The organism is Martelella mediterranea, from assembly GCF_004342225.1.
In the GTDB taxonomy this organism is placed as follows: Bacteria; Pseudomonadota; Alphaproteobacteria; order Rhizobiales; family Rhizobiaceae; genus Martelella; species Martelella mediterranea_B.
On the sequence record NZ_SMAR01000019.1, the window covers coordinates 1 to 15,798 of the forward strand.

The following is a 15,798-nucleotide window of genomic DNA, read 5'->3' on the forward strand; positions in this document are numbered from 1 at the left end:
TTTTCCTTGTCGTCAGCACCACCGGCCTGAACGGTCAGCCATGCCCGCGCAATCGACTCCCAGCTTTCAAGCGGTGAATACGGCACCCAGATATGGAATGAGCGATGATAGCGCGCGCGCTCCGGATATCTGGCAATCCATTTTGCACCATTGGCCGGATCGACCATCCATGCACGGTGATGTTCATGGATCTCGCAACCGCAATGAACACAGCAGAAGTGCGCCTTCTCCGGGTGTTGCGGATCAATGTGATCGCGCATATTTTCCCATTCCAGCACCTGAAGCTCACCGCAATGCGGACACGGCACATGATATCGCTCCTGTGTCCCGGCCAGATAGTTGGCCGTAATCCGGCAGCCCGGCGTAATCAGCGGGGTCGAGATCTTAAAAACCTTGCGGTTGAAGAAGGCCTTCGACCGGCTGTCTGCCTGTGCCTCCGGGTCACCGGCATCATTCTTGTTCCATTTCGCCAGATCGTCCTGCACCTGTGCCCGTGGCGAGATCATCGAAAGCCCTGCCGGAGAATTGGCTCCGGCAGCCTGAATGGCGCCACGACCATCAACACGTTCCTTGTAAAGGATCGAGTTGCCGCCATCGCGCCCGGCTTCGGGAAAGAGTGCACGGACAGACGTGGTTTCCCGCAACAACGGCATCAGCTTTGTCTTCGACCAGCGCGAGGCATTTTCCTCTGTCGGATGGACATAGAGAAAATCGCACGGGTCGAGATCCAGCGTTCCAAGCAGAAAGATATTCGCCAGAACGGTTCCGCCCACCTGTGCCGATTTAGCAAGCGAGATGATCGAGCATGGATCATCCGGTGACAACGCCCGCAGTATCTCCGAGAAGAACGGGAACATGTCTTCACGGTATGGTCCCGGAAACGCAGAGATACGTTCGGAGAAAACGATATTGTCTTTCGCCCAAGCCAGATAATTGACCGGCGGCGGCGGTTCGCAGGCATCGGCCAGCGCTTCATACATCAGCCGTTCGGGATTGAAGAGCATCGTCATGTTGTTTCATACGCCTCTTCGTCTTCAATCATTTCGGGTGTTTCATCCCGGATATCCCTGAAACCGGAAGCCGCCTTCGAGCGGATCCCGCGCCAGCGGCGTGCCAGTGCCTTTTGCAGATCCCGCTGCGGTAAACCGAATTCTTCAGCCAGTGCTGTCGCAAGATCAGGGATCCCCTGCTCCATCACCTTGAACGCTTCCGATATCCCGCGCCCCATATCGCGCCGGGCATCTTCGCTGCGCGTATAAATCCCGGCCTCTTCCAGCTCCTGACGTTCCATCCGGCCGGTTTTGATCTGTTGCTGGCGAAGCCGTTCACGCGCCAGCTGTTCGGCCATTGCGTCTTGAGCAGACGGCTGATGCAGCGGAAGCTCTGACGCCGGAGCCTCAGGAACATCTTTCTCTTTTTGTGTTTTTTGCCGACCCGATGCGCCGTTCAAGAAGGCCTTGCCGTTGGCCCCCAATCCTTGTGAAGGGTCAATGGAAAGCTCAAGCTGCCTGATCGCAATGTCGGGGCGGATACGCGCACGATGGCCCTGACCGACAATCGCATCGCCGTAGATCTTGCCTGATTTCAGGTATTGCGAAACACACGCGCCCGACACCGAAATCAGGTTGGCAAAGTCACCTTTGCTCATGCTTTCCGGTGTGTTTTCCATCGCAATAAAACTGTCTCTTAATTTTAATTTTAAGGCTCGAATTTAAGGCTTCAAAATCCGGCTCAGACTGACGATACCGCGCGGTGCCAAATACCCGCGTGGCAAAGGGCCCCAGGAAGGACCCGTCGCGATTTGGAATGACGTTGAGGTCAGGTCTTCGGGAAAACCTTCTTGAAGGCCCGGCGGAATGTCCGGTCCTTCTTCTGCCGCACCAGGTCGGCGACGATCTCATTGAGCTTCAGCCGCTCCGAATAGGACGTCATCCGCACAAACAGGATCACCGGATAGAACTCCCGCTCACTGCGCCCGGAAAACCAGACGCCCGGGAACAGGTCCGAACGCCCTTGCGGGACGAAGAACTGGTTGGGCTTTGCCCGGCGCTTACGCCGTTTCGAGCCGCTGGCAACCCGCGTTGCTCCTGCCCCGCGATAGTCGATCCGAAGATCTCGCATCACGCGGTTCAAGAACCCTTGCGTCATGTTGCCGTAGCGGTCGAGCGGTGTCCGATCCGCCGGCACGGCCACCTGATTGCGCGCCATCAGCCCTCGGCCGATCAGCTGCTCCTCGAACGACTTGTGCCGACGCATGCCGCCATGGATTTCCGGGCCGAGATAGGCCGCCGCCGGAAGCCCGCCCTTGCGCCCCGATCCGCCGACAACGACCGCTGAAACCCGATTGCTCTCGCTCGCCTTATCATAGACGATCCCGCGAATGGCTCGCGCAGTCGGCCGGTCGAACACGACCTTCATCTTCGCCCGCACCGCCCGCATCCCGTCATAGGCCAGCCAGTTCAGCGCCAGCGCTTCCGCCTTGGGCAGTTCACGGCGTTGCACCGACGTCAGCTTTGCCTCAAAGCGCGTCAGGTCGATGTCGATATGGGCGGAAAGCAAACCGATGAATTAAGGTGCAAGAACAGAACAGGCAGGCTGTTTGGCAACCTGCCCGCCTGATACGATAAATGTGCACCCGTCCTCTTTTCCCGAATAATACACGAAAACAAAACACCCGCCGGGCGTTTTCCGCCGGCGGGTGTGTTCTGATCTTTTTCAGTGTGCTCACGCTATGTCAACTCACCGTCGCAAATCAAGAAAAATCTAACGCAATAATAATCACGCTATTTCAATAACTTGCTCGCTTACTTTCGCCCGAACTGCGCTCTTCCAAGGAGCAAACGAGAACCGCATCGGCACAAGGTGATACTCTTTGGTTCGCCCGAGCAGCTCCCTTTCAAGCAGCTGCAGCGCCGCCTGCCAGACCATCCAGTCAATCCGGGACAGAACCGCGCCGCGCACAGGCTCAGCCAGTTCATATTTACGATAAGCCCCCTTCATCGGCCGACGCGCCCGACGATCGAAACCATCTGCCTCATAGAAATGCCATTGGCCGAAGCTGTCCTTCATGCGCTTTTGAACAAACCATGCCGGGCTTCCCCGGCGCATGACCATGTGTTCGGTCGGCCGTTCTGCCCACCAGTCCGGCCCGCGCTTCAGCACAGCGCATGCAACAATGAGATTATAGGCGTATCGGCCCGTCTGCCGCTCACCCCGCGCCCGTTCCTGCTCAAGCACTCGCTCCACCTCGTCGGCGATAAGTCCGCGCTCATCCTCCCATTCGGGAAACGGCTGCCAACCTTCAGGGATATCGAAACCTTCCCGCGTCAGCGCCCGCACCGCATCGGCAACCTTGAGCGCATCCTCATGCGGTTCGCCTGCGTCGACAAAACCCGGAATGACCCCATAGCTGTTTGGCGAACGGTCCACCATTGTGCCAAGCGCCTCCACTTCCGCCATGGCCGCCCAGGCGCTGCGGATCATGGGCGGCCCGAAGGACGTGCCCGCCCCTTCCTTGCAAAGCTCTTCCGTGAAAGCCCAGGTCAACAGCTCTTTGATCGTCAATTTCTGCATAGCGTCCCATTTCCTTCCCAAATTTGCCGTTTGCTTCCCGTTTTGAGAATTTCCCTCCCACAGGAGATTTTGAGATTTATTGTTTTTATTGAATAATTTCGTCCCAATGGGACGATAGGGAAGATAGGGAGGGTACGCAGTAACCCTACACATGCGCGAGAAACGGATTTGTATTTTAAATGACGCCATAGCCTTCACCATTTCTCTCTTCTCGCGCGCGTCATGCGTAGGGGCGCGTTTTCCCTCCCTACCTTCCCCAGCGGCGAAACCTATTGATTTTCCAAACCTTTTGAGCGGGAGGATATTGCGTCAAAGCCTCCCGCACCTTCCCTTTCCGCCCGTCTTTCTCCCGCCGGCGGGCAGCCACGGCCGCAAATGCCGAAAACGGCGTCGCACTCAGGTCAAAGGGTCCGGGTTCGCACATCATCAAAATGGCTCCGGCAGCGGGCCGTCATCGTGATACCCGGAGGCAGCGCCAACCTGCTCGCGGAATTCATCGCGAATGCGAATGCCGTAATAGACGGTGACAGAGGACTTGCCCTTGCGGAACGAATGCATCAGTCCGTCCTCGCCCTTCCAGTTCTTCCGCGTCTGGTCGGGAAAGCGCTTGGTGAAGGTCGCCTGCTTGAATTCGGAAAGCCCCTCCTGCCGCGCAAAACGCGAATAGGCGTTGAAGAGCTCAAGCGGGCTTTCCCGGTCGCCATCGGAGCCGGTCACCATACACGCGCCGCGCACAAAGGCGCCCAGCGGGTCGTTCTCCTCGCGGTATTCCCGCGTGGCGGCGGAAATCCCCTCAGGCTCCATCAATCCACGCTGGAGATAGTCGAGCGCACCTTTCACCATCCAGGCAAAGATGCCGGCCTTTTCACCCCGAAGCTTGCGCGGAAGGTCGCGATCGACCTCGCTTTCCGGGATCTGCACATCCCATGGCACCAGCTTCACCCGTCGCCAGATCCCGTCGCTGTCGTCGCGAATGATCGGCTTGTGGTTGCCCGACAGAATGATCTTGAATTGCGGGATCAGCTCGAAGAAATCCTGGTTAAGCCGCCGAACGGCAATCACCTCGCCGCCGGTCAGGCTTTTCACCAGCGCATCCTTCAGATGCACGCCCATTTCCGGTTCGGAAGCCGCCACCAGCCGCGCGCCGGGCAACCGGGCAAGGTCCGGCGTGGCCTCGGCGCCGGAGCGGCGCTTGTCACCGGCAAAACTGTCGATCGACATGGAAACGGCATAGTCGCCAAGGATCTCGACCATCAAATCGACAAAGGTGGACTTGCCGTTCCGCCCCGCGCCATAGAAAAACAAGAGGCACTGTTCGGTTGTCAGCCCCAGCAGGCAATAGCCCATATAGCGCTGGATATAGGCCCGCAGATCCGCATTCGGCATCACCTGCTGAAAGAATCGCTCGAAGGCCGGCGCCATGGCGTCAGTCTTGAGTTCCACCTCGGCAAGCTTGCTGATCAGGTCGCGGGAGCGGTGTGTATCGAGGCGCGCGCGCCATTGGCGCTTGCCGTCCACTTCCTCGCACATAAACCGCAAGGTGCCGGACTGGCAGTTGACCGCATAGAAATCGCGGTTGAATTCGCTCACTTCCCGAGAAAGATAGGGCGTCGCCTCGCTCAGCATGCAGTTCAGCTTGTTGGTCGAACAAGACGATTTTGCATGGTTGTGGCGAGACGACATCCGGCCCTTGCGGTCTTCCTCCACCGCCTCCATGGCCGCCACATCCTTTTCCAGCCGGCCATATTCGGCATAGTGCTCGGCAGACCATGATGCGGTGGCATCTACCAGCTTGCGCTTCTCCCGCTCAGCCTCGCGACCTTTCTTGATGCGCACCTTGATGTCGGCGAGAAGATCATACTTCTCGTCTTCCCAGTCCTTGGAAGCCGGACCCAAACGCACCTTTTCCTTTTCCGCCTCGCTGGCGTCGGCAATAAGGCTGTCCAGATGCCGCAGCCGCTCGCCGCTGGCGTCGTCGTTCACCGCCGGGGGCTTGCCCATGGCCCGCATGCGCTCACGCGCCAATCGTCCGGCCTCGATTTTTGCCCGTTCATCGTCCGAGCAATCAAGCATGATTGCTTCATCGTCGATGAACTCGGCTGTCCGGTGCGCCCAGGAACGCACAATCGCCCCGGCCGGGTCTTCCTTCCAGCGCTTGCCGTCATATCCGTGCCAGCCCACATTGATCACGCTCACCGCGCGGTCACCGTACCGGGCCACAAAGCGCCGGCCATTGCCAATGTCGGTTTCCGGTTCGCCGGCGCATTCTTCCGTCAGTTCCTCAGGCGAAAGCGCCAGGGAAGGTTCGTCCGCCTCAGGCTCGGCAATCGGCAAAGGGTCCGGGTTTTGGGAATAGGAGGCCCGCTTGGCTTCCATCTCGGCAATGGCGGCGCGCGCTTCCGGCGAAAGGCCGCCCGTCTTTTTCTTGTCAGCCATCAGCCCCATCCATGCAAAGTTCGGAGAAATCGCCCGCCGTCTTCGGCGGCCAGTCTGTTGTCACCACGCGGCCGGGCGCCGAAAGCCGAAGCTCGGCGCGCTTCATCGCAAATGCGGTCATCAACGGTTCGCTGTCGCCATCGCCGATCAGCACCAGTTCTTCCACATGCTCCGGCGCCTGAAAGGCGGATGCCGGATCGGCGTCCGGCTTCGGCAGAGGCCCGTCAACAAAGACAGACCGCTCCACGCCACGCTTGTCTATGCGTTTCTGGATCGGGTGTTTTTCCCGGTTCGCTGCAGGCCCGGCGAGATTGCCGAGCGATCCGGCGGCGCAATAAAACGTGTCGGAGCGAAAACGCTCCAGACCGGCAACGGCGGCGACATTTTCAATGCCCTCGGCAACCACCCAGCGCTTCAAGGTCAGGTCTCCGAGCACGGGAATAATCATGCCCTTGTGCAGGCCCTGCATCTTTTTGGTGGGCAAGGTCGCGCCATCATCGTCAAGGATCTCCGGACGGCGTTTCGGCTTCACCTTCAGGTCAATCCAGGTTTCGTGACATCCAAGCACCTTGCCGGAAAGGTCGACAAAAGGCGCAATCATAGCCGGACCGGAATAAATATGGGCCGGCCGGCCAAACTGGTCGATGCCGTGCCAATAGGTATGCCGCAAATCGCAACGGATGTTTTCAAACACACCCTCTGGCATCACATGCCCTGTGCGCAGACGAAGATATTCGCGCAACGTCCTGCCCTCACCCGGCCTCACAAGCGCAGCGCCAAAATAAATGCCACGCGCCTTGTTCATCGCTTTTGTGCGATAATACTGCTTGTGCTTCGCCGCCGTTGCCGCGCGCGCTTCGGCTTCGGCCCGGGCTTTCGCCAGCCGGTCTTCCCGTTCCCGTTGCTCTTCCGCGCTTTCTGAATTTTCTCCATCAGGTACAGGTCGACCCAGCACAGCCGCGCATGCGCCAAGAAACCCGGCGCGCGCGGAAAGATCGTAACCACATTCATGCGCCGCCAGAGAAATGGCATCGTGCCCGCCCGTTCCGCATTTGCGGCAGTTCCAGACACCTTTGATGACATTCACCGCATAGGCATCCGTACCGCCCATCTGCGGGCAGGGCCCCGTCCATTCCGCCCCGCGCGCCGCCAGCCGCTCAAACGTCACCGCTGCGACGGAAAGTGAGACCGCCCGTGCTTCCTCGATAAAGCTCTCGATCATGTCACTCATGCCGATCACCGCTTTCTGCCGCATGCCGTTCAGCCTGCATTTCTTCCTGCAGCAAGCGCGCCTCACGCTGAAACCTGTCAGGAGCGTGCCGAAAATCCTTCCCGATCGCGAAATCGCCAAAGCGGCGTTTGCGCCAATCCGGGTTCAACCTGCTCAGCTCCATTTCCCGCCTCCCGCCACGCGCTTCTGCATAGGTGCAGCATCGTGAATGCTGGCGAGCAACGCGGCCTCGGCCGCGTCACGGCGCGCGCGCCAGTCATCCAGCTGCGCGGCAAATTCCGCCGTCATCCCGAATAGCTCGCCGTGCTGACGCCGAAACCGGAATGCCTCCTGCATTTCGAAGCTGTCGAGCGTTCCCCTGAACCAGTAGCCGACCGCGCGGGAACCATCGGGGATGACGCCGATCGCGGCCACGCTGTCCGCAATCGCAGCCCACGCCGGCAGGCCATAAAGCCCCTGGCGAAACACCATCAGGCAGGCCTTGTATGGATCATCGGTCAGAAGATGCAGGCGAATGTCAGTCATCGCCCCGCCCTGCGGCATCGAGAACCCGGCACACATCCGCCTCAGGGATGCGGCAGACACGACCAATCTCTTCCGTGGTCAGAAGTTCCGTTTCCCACAAATCGAGAATGCGCAGCTTTATCGTCTTGGTGATCGCAACCGGCATGACCGGATCGGCGCTTTGACTCCGATGGCTGCGCCAGGGCGCGACAACGCCTAGCGTCTCAAAAATCTGGTCGGCCAGCAGATAAAGCTCCTGACGAACAGGATCCCGCAACGGTCCGGGCCCCATGGCTTCCGCCGTCTTCCGGCAATGGATGCCATAATGCATGGCGTCGGCAACACTCACCCGGCCATTGCCGGCACAAGTCCTGCACCGGCATTCGTTGAAACGCAGATACCCCTCGCCCTTGCATTCCGGGCAAATCAGGCGTGTGACACGCGGCATGGCATTCATGGTCTTGCTCCTGTCAGAAGTGGAAGTCTCGAAAGTCGTGAGGAAAAGCAGGGCTGTCATGGCGCCGCCCTCCCCGGAAACACGATGCGAAAATGGAAGGCGCACCAACTGGAGCCTTCCAGCGTTTCTGCCCCGCAACAGGGCATGTCGGCGCTTGGCGCTGCATCGAAGGCGACAAGCGGAAAGCGGCATTGGCGCCGCCCGGCATCGAGAATGGAAACAGGCTGCTCATCCGGCGCATGCAGCCCGGAAAGATCGCGCTTGCTCCCCGCGCGCGCTTCAGGCCGGGCTTTGACGCCAAGGTCAGCCAGCCGCGCCGAGTTTTTGACAACCGTTGGACGCTCGCGCGCCGGCGCGGCCTCGCCCCGTTCGGGAAACAATTCCGGATGCGCGGCAATAAACCGGCCGACAGTGAGCCGATGGCTGCCGATTGTTTCGGCAATCACGGTATTGGGCTCACCGGCCCGCCAAAGCGAAACGGCTCGCCGCACACGTTCTTCGGTCCAGAAACCGGCCTGCGGTGCCTTGCTTTCCGTGGCGCGTTGCGCTGGAAAACGAGAGCGATTGCGCCGGATCATTCCGGAAACCGCGCTGCGATTAATGCCGAAAGCCTTGGCGACTTCGGCATTCGTCGCGCCGTTTCGTTTCATGGCGACCGCACGGTCTATTTTTGCCTCGGTCCAGACGCTCATTCGCTGCGCCCTTCAACACGATCGGCAAAAACCGTCATGACCTTCATGAATTCATCGAGAAGCCGCTGCAGAACCCGCTTTTCGCGTGGATCGACATTGCCGTCTTCCAGCGCCTCGAAGGCGGCGTTCAAAAGAGCGCCGAAACCACGGTTCAACTCGCCAATGTCGCGATAAGCCAGCGCCTCAACATCATGGGCCACATCATCGCGCACCAGTCGGTAGCCCTGCAGCCGCGCCAATTCGGAAACGATGATCGGCATGCCGGCCTCCAGATCGGCCTCAAGCGCCACATCAATCGGCATCAGATATTTGGCAAAGTCGGGCGAAGGCAGCGTGTAGCGCGAAAGCTGCGCCTGCCCCACCCGCGTGCAATGCTGGAAATTCTCCGGTCCGCCGGAGATATCGACCGCCCGGCGGCAAACCGCCTTCAACATCTGGATTGTTTTGTCGGAAATTGAGCGCAACTGTCCTGCTCCCGCAAAGCGCCTGCTTTGGGAATGAGTGTTTCGGTGTCATTCGGTGATCGGCGTTGCCCCCGCCGCTAGGGTTTGATGGTCAGTCCCGATTCACGGAGGACCGCATGAAAAGAAGGGCATCAAGATCGCTCCACAGCATGTCGCCGGACTGGCGAAGCATTTGTGAAAACAATAGAGGTTCATATACCGCACTGTCAACGGCCCATGTACCGCTTTCGCAATATTCTTCGAACGGTAATGATACCGTCATGAGTAGCGACAAGACTGAAAAATTTCGGGAAGCCTTATTGGCCCGCATCGATCAACGGCTTGAAGGCATGGGGATGAGCCGCCGCGCGGCTTCCTTAAAGGCTTTCGGAAAGCCTGATACGATTCGGAATTGGGGACGCAAAGACAAGAACGTTCTTCCACGCATGGATTCGATCGAGGCTCTAGCTGAAGTGCTCGAAACGTCCGCGACGTGGCTGATGTATGGAGGAGACGACTTGTCACCGGGCAGACCGGCACTCAAGATTGTGAGCAGCTACGATCCCGAGAATGAAGAAGCGCTCAATCAGGACAGGACAGATTGGGAAGCGGGCGAGAGTGCGACAGCCTTCGTCAATGGCGGCCTTCACTTCAAAGGCGCGATACCTGGAACCTCACCGGAAATACCGGCAGCAGCAGGCGCAGGCCAAGGTTCAATTCGCGACGATAGGGTCGTATCAGTGTCTTCCAAGGGCATCGCGTCAGGGCATCCGGTCACCAGCGAGTGGCTGATACCGCCGGAGTTTGTCCGCCACAGCCTCGGCGCCAACCCCAATCAAATTGTTCTGATACCGGTTGTCGGACATTCCATGGAGCCGCGCCTCTACGCCGGCGACCGCGTCATGGTCGACATTTCGCAATCCTCCTATCAGGGAGATGCAATCTACGTCATCAACGATGGTGACGACGTCATGAAAGTCAAAACTCTGAACAAAGTCGCAGGCTCAAACCCGCCGAGATTCCGCATTGTCTCAGAGGCCAATCCATCCCAACCCGACGAATTGCGTGGGGACGAATTTAGGATCATAGGCCGAGTGGTCGGGCGCTTCTCGCGAATTTAGTCCCGACCACTAAATTTGTTTTTTTCTCAGCGGTTCACTTAATTATGCGCAAATGCGCGCTGGATCCGCGCTGTTGTTCTAGGTCTGCCATCCCTTCAACTGCGACCTTAGCGATTCCATAAAAGAGACCTCGCAGCTCAGATTCGGGAAGTGCCATTTGGTTGGCTGCGAACTTTAGGGGCATGCCCAGTTCGCGTAACCGCTGCAAGACGATCTCAAGCACTTTGGATTGCTCTCTAGGAGAGCTTTCGGGCTCGCTGGTTTTGTAACCACGTCTCCGCATTTCAATATTCAAAGATTTGAAGTGCCACTCAGACATTAAACCCAATTGGTGCACACGATAGGCAAGTGCAGAGACAGACACATTCCATATCTTCTTTCGTTGGACAAGGACGGGGATTGACCAGTTGCTTGCTCGATTGGCTCGTACACTCTGCTCAGGCATAAGTAGTTCTGACGCAAATGCATTTGCCTCGTTCTCCGCCAACCGGCCCATCGGCGCCGCATGCTTATGCAAGACCAAATGACCAAGCTCATGCGCCATATCAAATCGCATGCGCTCGCTCGACATGTCTGTGTTCAAAAGCACGAACGGCACGTTATTCGACCAAAAAGAGCAAGCGTCAATTTCGCGACAATTTTCGGCCAAAGAGAAAACTCTTACCCCCTTGGCTTCGAGCAAATGCAATAGATTTTTGATAGGCTTATTGCCCAAGCCCCACTCCTGCCTCAGCAGAGAAGCCGCTATGTAAGGAGCCTCATCACGCATGTCCGGCAAAACTGGCTTCGGAACATCGAATCGGTCATTTATCCAATCGGTTACGTCCTTTGCTATGTCACACATCGAAAGTGCTGCATCTCGCTGACCAGCTGTCTTTTTCGTGAGTGACCGGAAGCTAACAGCTCCTTCCGGAGTCTTGCTTGTATCATCCAGCTCAAAGAATGATGTAGGAAAACCCAGCACGCGCGAAATTGCGGCTACCTTTTCTGGATCAGGAGGATATTCATCCGCTTCCCATCCGGTGACTGCACGAGGAGCAACGCTCAGTGCTGAAGCCAGACTCTTTTTGGTTAGCGCCCGCCGCTGACGGGCCACTCGTAAACGATCTCCATTAAACATTGCTCTATATCTTTGCAGTCACTGTAGGAACGATTTCCGCTCCCTCACCATTGTCCGTGTCATCAATCTGCTCTTCATCAGGCAGAGGCACATGCAGAACGATCCTCTCTGCCCAGCCGTCCAAATGATCACTCCCATCAATGGAATTGGGAAGTGAAAGCTCCGCTCGAATTTCGTCGTCAGTGATGTACAGCAAGAAAACCCACGTAGGGTATTCCAACGTCTTATCGAACTTCATCACATTCTCTGGAAGTTCATCGGGGAACATGTCGAATTGGCCAATATTCCGCTCGACGGCGCATTCCAAAAGGACGCCCTTCGGATTTTTGCTGCGCGGAGGCCGTCTAGGTTTCTCGACGCCCGTCATCTCGTCACCACTACTTACAGTGACATTGATCTTGCGCTCATCTGAGATAACCAATGGAAGATTTTTCGGATCATCGAGTCGCCAACCGCGAGCCTCAAGCCCTTCTCGCACTACTCGGACAGGATATGACCAGGCGTCTGTACCGGCCTTTGTGACCGGGTCACCACGACTAGCATTCTGCCGCTCAATAAAACCAGCCTGAGCTCCTGCTATCAACAGCTCGAGCGGTATATCAAGTCTCTGCAACTTCTCTTTCACCGACAAAGGTGTGGCGTGAACGACCGGCTCCGAAGGTTGGGATAAAGCTTGCATAACTCACCACTTCATTTTTCAATCCTACAAGGAGGTAGAAAAAATGAAGTGGGCTGTCAAGCCTAATCTGTCGCTATTGCTATCTGCGATCTGACTGAGCACCTCCTCCGACGAGAGCCATACTTCTATCCTGCGAGCACTTTGCGATGGCAAAATCGCCTTTCACGGTACATGAACCACCTTAAGGTTGACAGCGGTACCTATACCAATACATTTGACATTAAGAATAGTCGGAGACTGCAAATGTGCCATGCCCTCTAATTCGTCCGATAACCGACCAAGTCACGCTGAAACGCCTCGAAGGACTCTCAATCATTTCATCGTTCGCCTCGAGTGCCGAGCTTGGCCATATGACTACCCGCCCTGCGAGCTTCTGATTGAAGCCGTCGACGAGAACGATGCCCTGGGCAAGGCTATTGAATACGACCGATGGGCAAACATACTGTCGATCAGCTACTCAAATGAAAATAGTATGTGAGCTGCGCTAGGACCGACGTCACAGGCAATTGTGCCTTCGATAGCTGTTATGATATGAATCGCGTTGCTATTTGCGTTACAAACGAATAGCAACGCACGCTGACTGGACGACACACACACCACGTATTAAGGTACTGTTACCGATTTTCATGCATCATGCGCTTCATGTGTGCTGCGATGAAGGAACCCGCTCGACAGGAACAGCATTTAAACGTTAGTGACAGCGGAGGGATAGAGCTATGCCATACCCAGAAATACCGTCAGACGACACAGTTGTCAGTGCTTTGGAAAAGATAGGCGACAACGCCACAGCATCCGAATTGTGTGATCGACTCGTGGAATTAAAGCATTCGCGTAGAGCTAGCCAGTTGGCGATTCAGCGCACAGTAGAGCGCGGACGTATCTCAATAGGATCTGATTGGAAGTTAAGCGTAGCCAAAAAGGCGGTTGCAGCCTGACCACAGATAGCTGGAATATAAGCCATCGCAGAGAACGTAGACATAACAAAGCTGAACCTGATCAAAGGAATGAGTTTGAACGTGATCGGGATCGGTTATTATATTCGTCTGCCTTTCATAGGTTGGCTGGGATCACTCAAATTGTTCGAGCTGGCGAAGCGAATGTATTTCACACACGCCAACAGCACACGATTAAGGTTGCGCAAGTAGGAAGACGACTTGCGCAAAAGCTTCTATTTGAGCAACGAGACGAGGCAAACTTCAGGGGCCTAGATCCCGAAGTTGTAGAAGCCGCCTGTATCGCGCACGATTTGGGTCACCCGCCGTTTGGACACATAGGCGAACACACATTGAACGACCTCGTCATTCAAAATGACGATGACGGCTTTGAGGGCAATGCGCAGTCTTTCCGTATTATCACCAAACTCGCTGTCCGCTTCCCAGACGTCGATGGCATAGATATGACGCGCGCCACGTTGGCAGCGTGCCTGAAGTATCCATGGTACCGATCGAAGGCTGGGAAAAAGTCAAAGAAATGGTCCGTTTACAGTTCGGAAAAAGACGAATTTGATTTCGCGCGCGCTCACCATGCTGAGCATGAAGAAAAAACGCTCGAAGCAGAATTGATGGACTGGGCAGACGACGTTGCCTACTCTGTTCATGATTTGGAAGATTTCCATCGCTGCAATGCCCTGCCATGGCAGAAAGTATTCGCGGAAAAAGATAAAATCATCTCTCATGCGGCGAATGGATGCCCAAGCCAAGAAGAGCGCATCAGATTTGACGAGGCTTACGACCGCCTTAAAGGGTTCCTAGAGGGCACCTATTCTGAACTTCTTTCCGAACCTTACGAAGGCGGACGCGAACAACGTGAACAGCTCCGAAGAATGACATCGCAGCTCATAGGAACCTATATAAATTCGGTAAAAATCAACACAGACAGATCTTCACCCAAAGCCGTCACTTTTGATGAAGACAAGGTTTGTGAGGTAAAAATCCTAAAACAGATAACTCGGGACTATATAATAGGCAGCCCAACTCTATCAGCCCAACAGTATGGGCAGCAGAGAATCATACGAGAGCTATTTGAAACGCTGACTACCGGCTCCAACGGTCAAACTGGCTACCCCGATTTTTTGCCTGTCAGGCTCAGGTATTTACGACCAATGGCGGGCACTAGCCCAGCACGGTTTGTTTGCGACTGCATTGCAAGCCTTTCCGAGTCTGAAGCCATAGCACTTCATTCTCGGCTAACCGGTGCGATTACCGGCTCCGTTCTTGATCCAATTGTAAGGTAGCACTGCATTCATTGCGGACCTGACTTTAAACCCATTACAGGCACCAGCAAGCGGCAGCCCCTAAGGTATGTTCTGTAGCTTGGCATCCCCAAGTCTGTAGCAGTAGCGACTATTCAGTCATCCAGCACGCTGGTCTACCTCATGTTTGTCACAAGCTGAGATTGACAGCAGACCCGGTAATCCTCCCCTTTTTAACGGGGCTTTTTGGTAGAATTCACGCGGCCATTTTCAGTTTCTGTGCGGGTGTCATTCCGCCGATGCCCATATTGGGTCGCTCGTTGTTATAGCTCCACAACCATTGTGTGGCGAACGCCTGCGCCTCTTCAATACTCTCGATGATGTATTGGTCAAGCCATTCGTGTCGTACTGTCCGGTTGTAGCGCTCGACATAAGCGTTCTGCTGCGGTTTTCCAGGCTGGATGTAATTCAGCGCAATGCCCTGATTTTCAGCCCAGTCCATAAGCCTTCCACTGACATATTCCGGGCCATTATCAACACGTATTGCCAGCGGTTTGCCGCGCCACTCAATGATCTGGTTAAGGCTGCGAATGACACGCTCTGCAGGTAGCGAGAAATCAACCTCAATGCCAAGCCCCTCACGGTTAAAGTCATCCAGAACATTCAAAAGCCGAAACTGCCGGCCATCGGCCAGCCGATCCGCCATAAAGTCCATGGACCAGACCATGTTCGGCGCTGTCGGGACATTGAGTGTATCAGGTTTTTCCCGTTTCAGCCGCCGGCGTGGCTTGATCCTGAGGTTCAGCTCAAGCGCACGGTATATACGATAAACACGCTTATGGTTCCAGCGCCATCCCTGCACGTTCCGCAGATAGAGAAAACAAAGGCCAAAGCCCCAGTTCTTCTTTGCCTGCGTCAAGCCGGTCAGAAGGTCGGCGATCTGTTCATTCTCATCATTGCGTTTGCCTTTGTATCGGTAGCAGGTTTCGCTAACATCAAACGTTCGGCAGGCAAGTGCTATGCTTACCCCACGTATCGCCACGGCTTGCGCGGCCACCTCCCGGCGTTGAGATGGCCGCGTCATTTTTTTTCCAAAGCCTCTTTCAGCAGTTCAGTCTGCATGCTCATCTCTGCATACATCTTTTTCAGACGGCGGTTTTCGTCTTCCAGCGCCTTCATCTGGCTGATCATCGACGCATCCATGCCGCCATATTTGGCCCGCCATTTGTAAAAACTCGCGGAACTCATCCCGTGCTCACGGCAAAGTTCAGGCACAGGAACGCCACCTTCTGCTTGGCGCAAGATGCCAATAATCTGTGCTTCGCTAAATCTCGTCTTTTTCATCAAAATC

16 protein-coding genes are annotated in these 15,798 nt (G+C 56.1%); 2 read left to right on the forward strand and 14 right to left on the reverse strand.

Annotated elements, in window-relative coordinates; all coding sequences use genetic code 11:
* The 11 genes from EDC90_RS12555 to EDC90_RS12600 all read right to left on the reverse strand — a co-directional run.
* A partial coding sequence (locus tag EDC90_RS12555) for a phage terminase large subunit family protein (RefSeq protein WP_207903903.1) occupies positions 1 to 1,010 on the reverse strand: 1,010 nt, incomplete at its 3' end.
* Positions 1,007 to 1,648 (reverse strand): hypothetical protein, encoded by a 642-nt coding sequence (locus tag EDC90_RS12560; protein WP_207903904.1) that lies wholly within the window; start codon positions 1,646 to 1,648, stop codon positions 1,007 to 1,009. The genes EDC90_RS12560 and EDC90_RS12555, both read right to left, overlap by 4 nt.
* A 170-nt stretch (positions 1,649 to 1,818) precedes the next feature.
* On the reverse strand, positions 1,819 to 2,559 hold the full coding sequence (locus EDC90_RS12565; RefSeq protein WP_132312099.1) for a hypothetical protein: 741 nt from the start codon (positions 2,557 to 2,559) through the stop codon (positions 1,819 to 1,821).
* A gap of 219 nt (positions 2,560 to 2,778) precedes the next feature.
* Positions 2,779 to 3,573 carry a hypothetical protein gene (locus EDC90_RS12570; RefSeq protein ID WP_132312101.1) on the reverse strand — a complete coding sequence of 265 codons (795 nt, stop codon included), beginning with the start codon at positions 3,571 to 3,573 and terminating at the stop codon, positions 2,779 to 2,781.
* Positions 3,574 to 3,999: 426 nt separating this feature from the next.
* Positions 4,000 to 6,009 carry a phage/plasmid primase, P4 family gene (locus tag EDC90_RS12575; protein ID WP_132312103.1) on the reverse strand — a complete coding sequence of 670 codons (2,010 nt, stop codon included), beginning with the start codon at positions 6,007 to 6,009 and terminating at the stop codon, positions 4,000 to 4,002.
* Positions 6,002 to 7,264 (reverse strand): hypothetical protein, encoded by a 1,263-nt coding sequence (locus EDC90_RS12580; protein WP_245511044.1) that lies wholly within the window; start codon positions 7,262 to 7,264, stop codon positions 6,002 to 6,004. The genes EDC90_RS12575 and EDC90_RS12580 overlap by 8 nt, the downstream gene beginning before the upstream one ends.
* Positions 7,233 to 7,403, reverse strand: a complete 171-nt coding sequence (locus tag EDC90_RS20900; protein WP_165972833.1) for a hypothetical protein — start codon at positions 7,401 to 7,403, stop codon at positions 7,233 to 7,235. The genes EDC90_RS12580 and EDC90_RS20900 overlap by 32 nt, the downstream gene beginning before the upstream one ends.
* Positions 7,394 to 7,765, reverse strand: coding sequence for a hypothetical protein (locus EDC90_RS12585; protein WP_132312107.1), 372 nt, complete (start codon positions 7,763 to 7,765; stop codon positions 7,394 to 7,396). The genes EDC90_RS20900 and EDC90_RS12585 overlap by 10 nt, the downstream gene beginning before the upstream one ends.
* Entirely contained in the window at positions 7,758 to 8,261 is a 504-nt protein-coding gene (locus tag EDC90_RS12590; protein WP_132312109.1) for a hypothetical protein, read from the reverse strand. The genes EDC90_RS12585 and EDC90_RS12590 overlap by 8 nt, the downstream gene beginning before the upstream one ends.
* A complete protein-coding gene (locus EDC90_RS12595; protein ID WP_132312111.1) occupies positions 8,258 to 8,893 on the reverse strand; it encodes a GcrA family cell cycle regulator in 636 nt (211 codons plus the stop codon). Before EDC90_RS12595 ends, EDC90_RS12590 begins: the two co-directional genes overlap by 4 nt.
* Positions 8,890 to 9,357: a hypothetical protein gene (locus EDC90_RS12600; RefSeq protein WP_132312113.1), complete on the reverse strand. Its 468-nt coding sequence runs from the start codon at positions 9,355 to 9,357 to the stop codon at positions 8,890 to 8,892. The genes EDC90_RS12595 and EDC90_RS12600 overlap by 4 nt, the downstream gene beginning before the upstream one ends.
* A 260-nt stretch (positions 9,358 to 9,617) precedes the next feature.
* Here EDC90_RS12600 and EDC90_RS12605 point away from each other — a divergent pair, with 260 nt between their 5' ends.
* Positions 9,618 to 10,457: a S24 family peptidase gene (locus tag EDC90_RS12605; protein WP_165972834.1), complete on the forward strand. Its 840-nt coding sequence runs from the start codon at positions 9,618 to 9,620 to the stop codon at positions 10,455 to 10,457.
* Positions 10,458 to 10,491: 34 nt separating this feature from the next.
* Here the strand turns inward: EDC90_RS12605 and EDC90_RS12610 are convergent, their stop codons facing one another.
* On the reverse strand, positions 10,492 to 11,577 hold the full coding sequence (locus EDC90_RS12610) for an XRE family transcriptional regulator (protein ID WP_132312117.1): 1,086 nt from the start codon (positions 11,575 to 11,577) through the stop codon (positions 10,492 to 10,494).
* Positions 11,578 to 11,581: 4 nt separating this feature from the next.
* Entirely contained in the window at positions 11,582 to 12,256 is a 675-nt protein-coding gene (locus tag EDC90_RS12615; protein WP_132312119.1) for a hypothetical protein, read from the reverse strand.
* 895 nt (positions 12,257 to 13,151) lie between these two features.
* Here EDC90_RS12615 and EDC90_RS12620 point away from each other — a divergent pair.
* Positions 13,152 to 14,489 (forward strand): deoxyguanosinetriphosphate triphosphohydrolase family protein, encoded by a 1,338-nt coding sequence (locus EDC90_RS12620; RefSeq protein WP_245511045.1) that lies wholly within the window; start codon positions 13,152 to 13,154, stop codon positions 14,487 to 14,489.
* 214 nt (positions 14,490 to 14,703) lie between these two features.
* On the opposite strand, the gene EDC90_RS12625 is transcribed toward EDC90_RS12620, so the two are convergent.
* A protein-coding gene (locus tag EDC90_RS12625) for an IS3 family transposase (RefSeq protein WP_132312121.1) occupies positions 14,704 to 15,791 on the reverse strand; the annotation gives its coding sequence in 2 pieces (ribosomal slippage) (positions 14,704 to 15,542 and positions 15,542 to 15,791; 1,089 coding nt in all).
* Between the last annotated feature and the right edge of the window lie 7 nt (positions 15,792 to 15,798).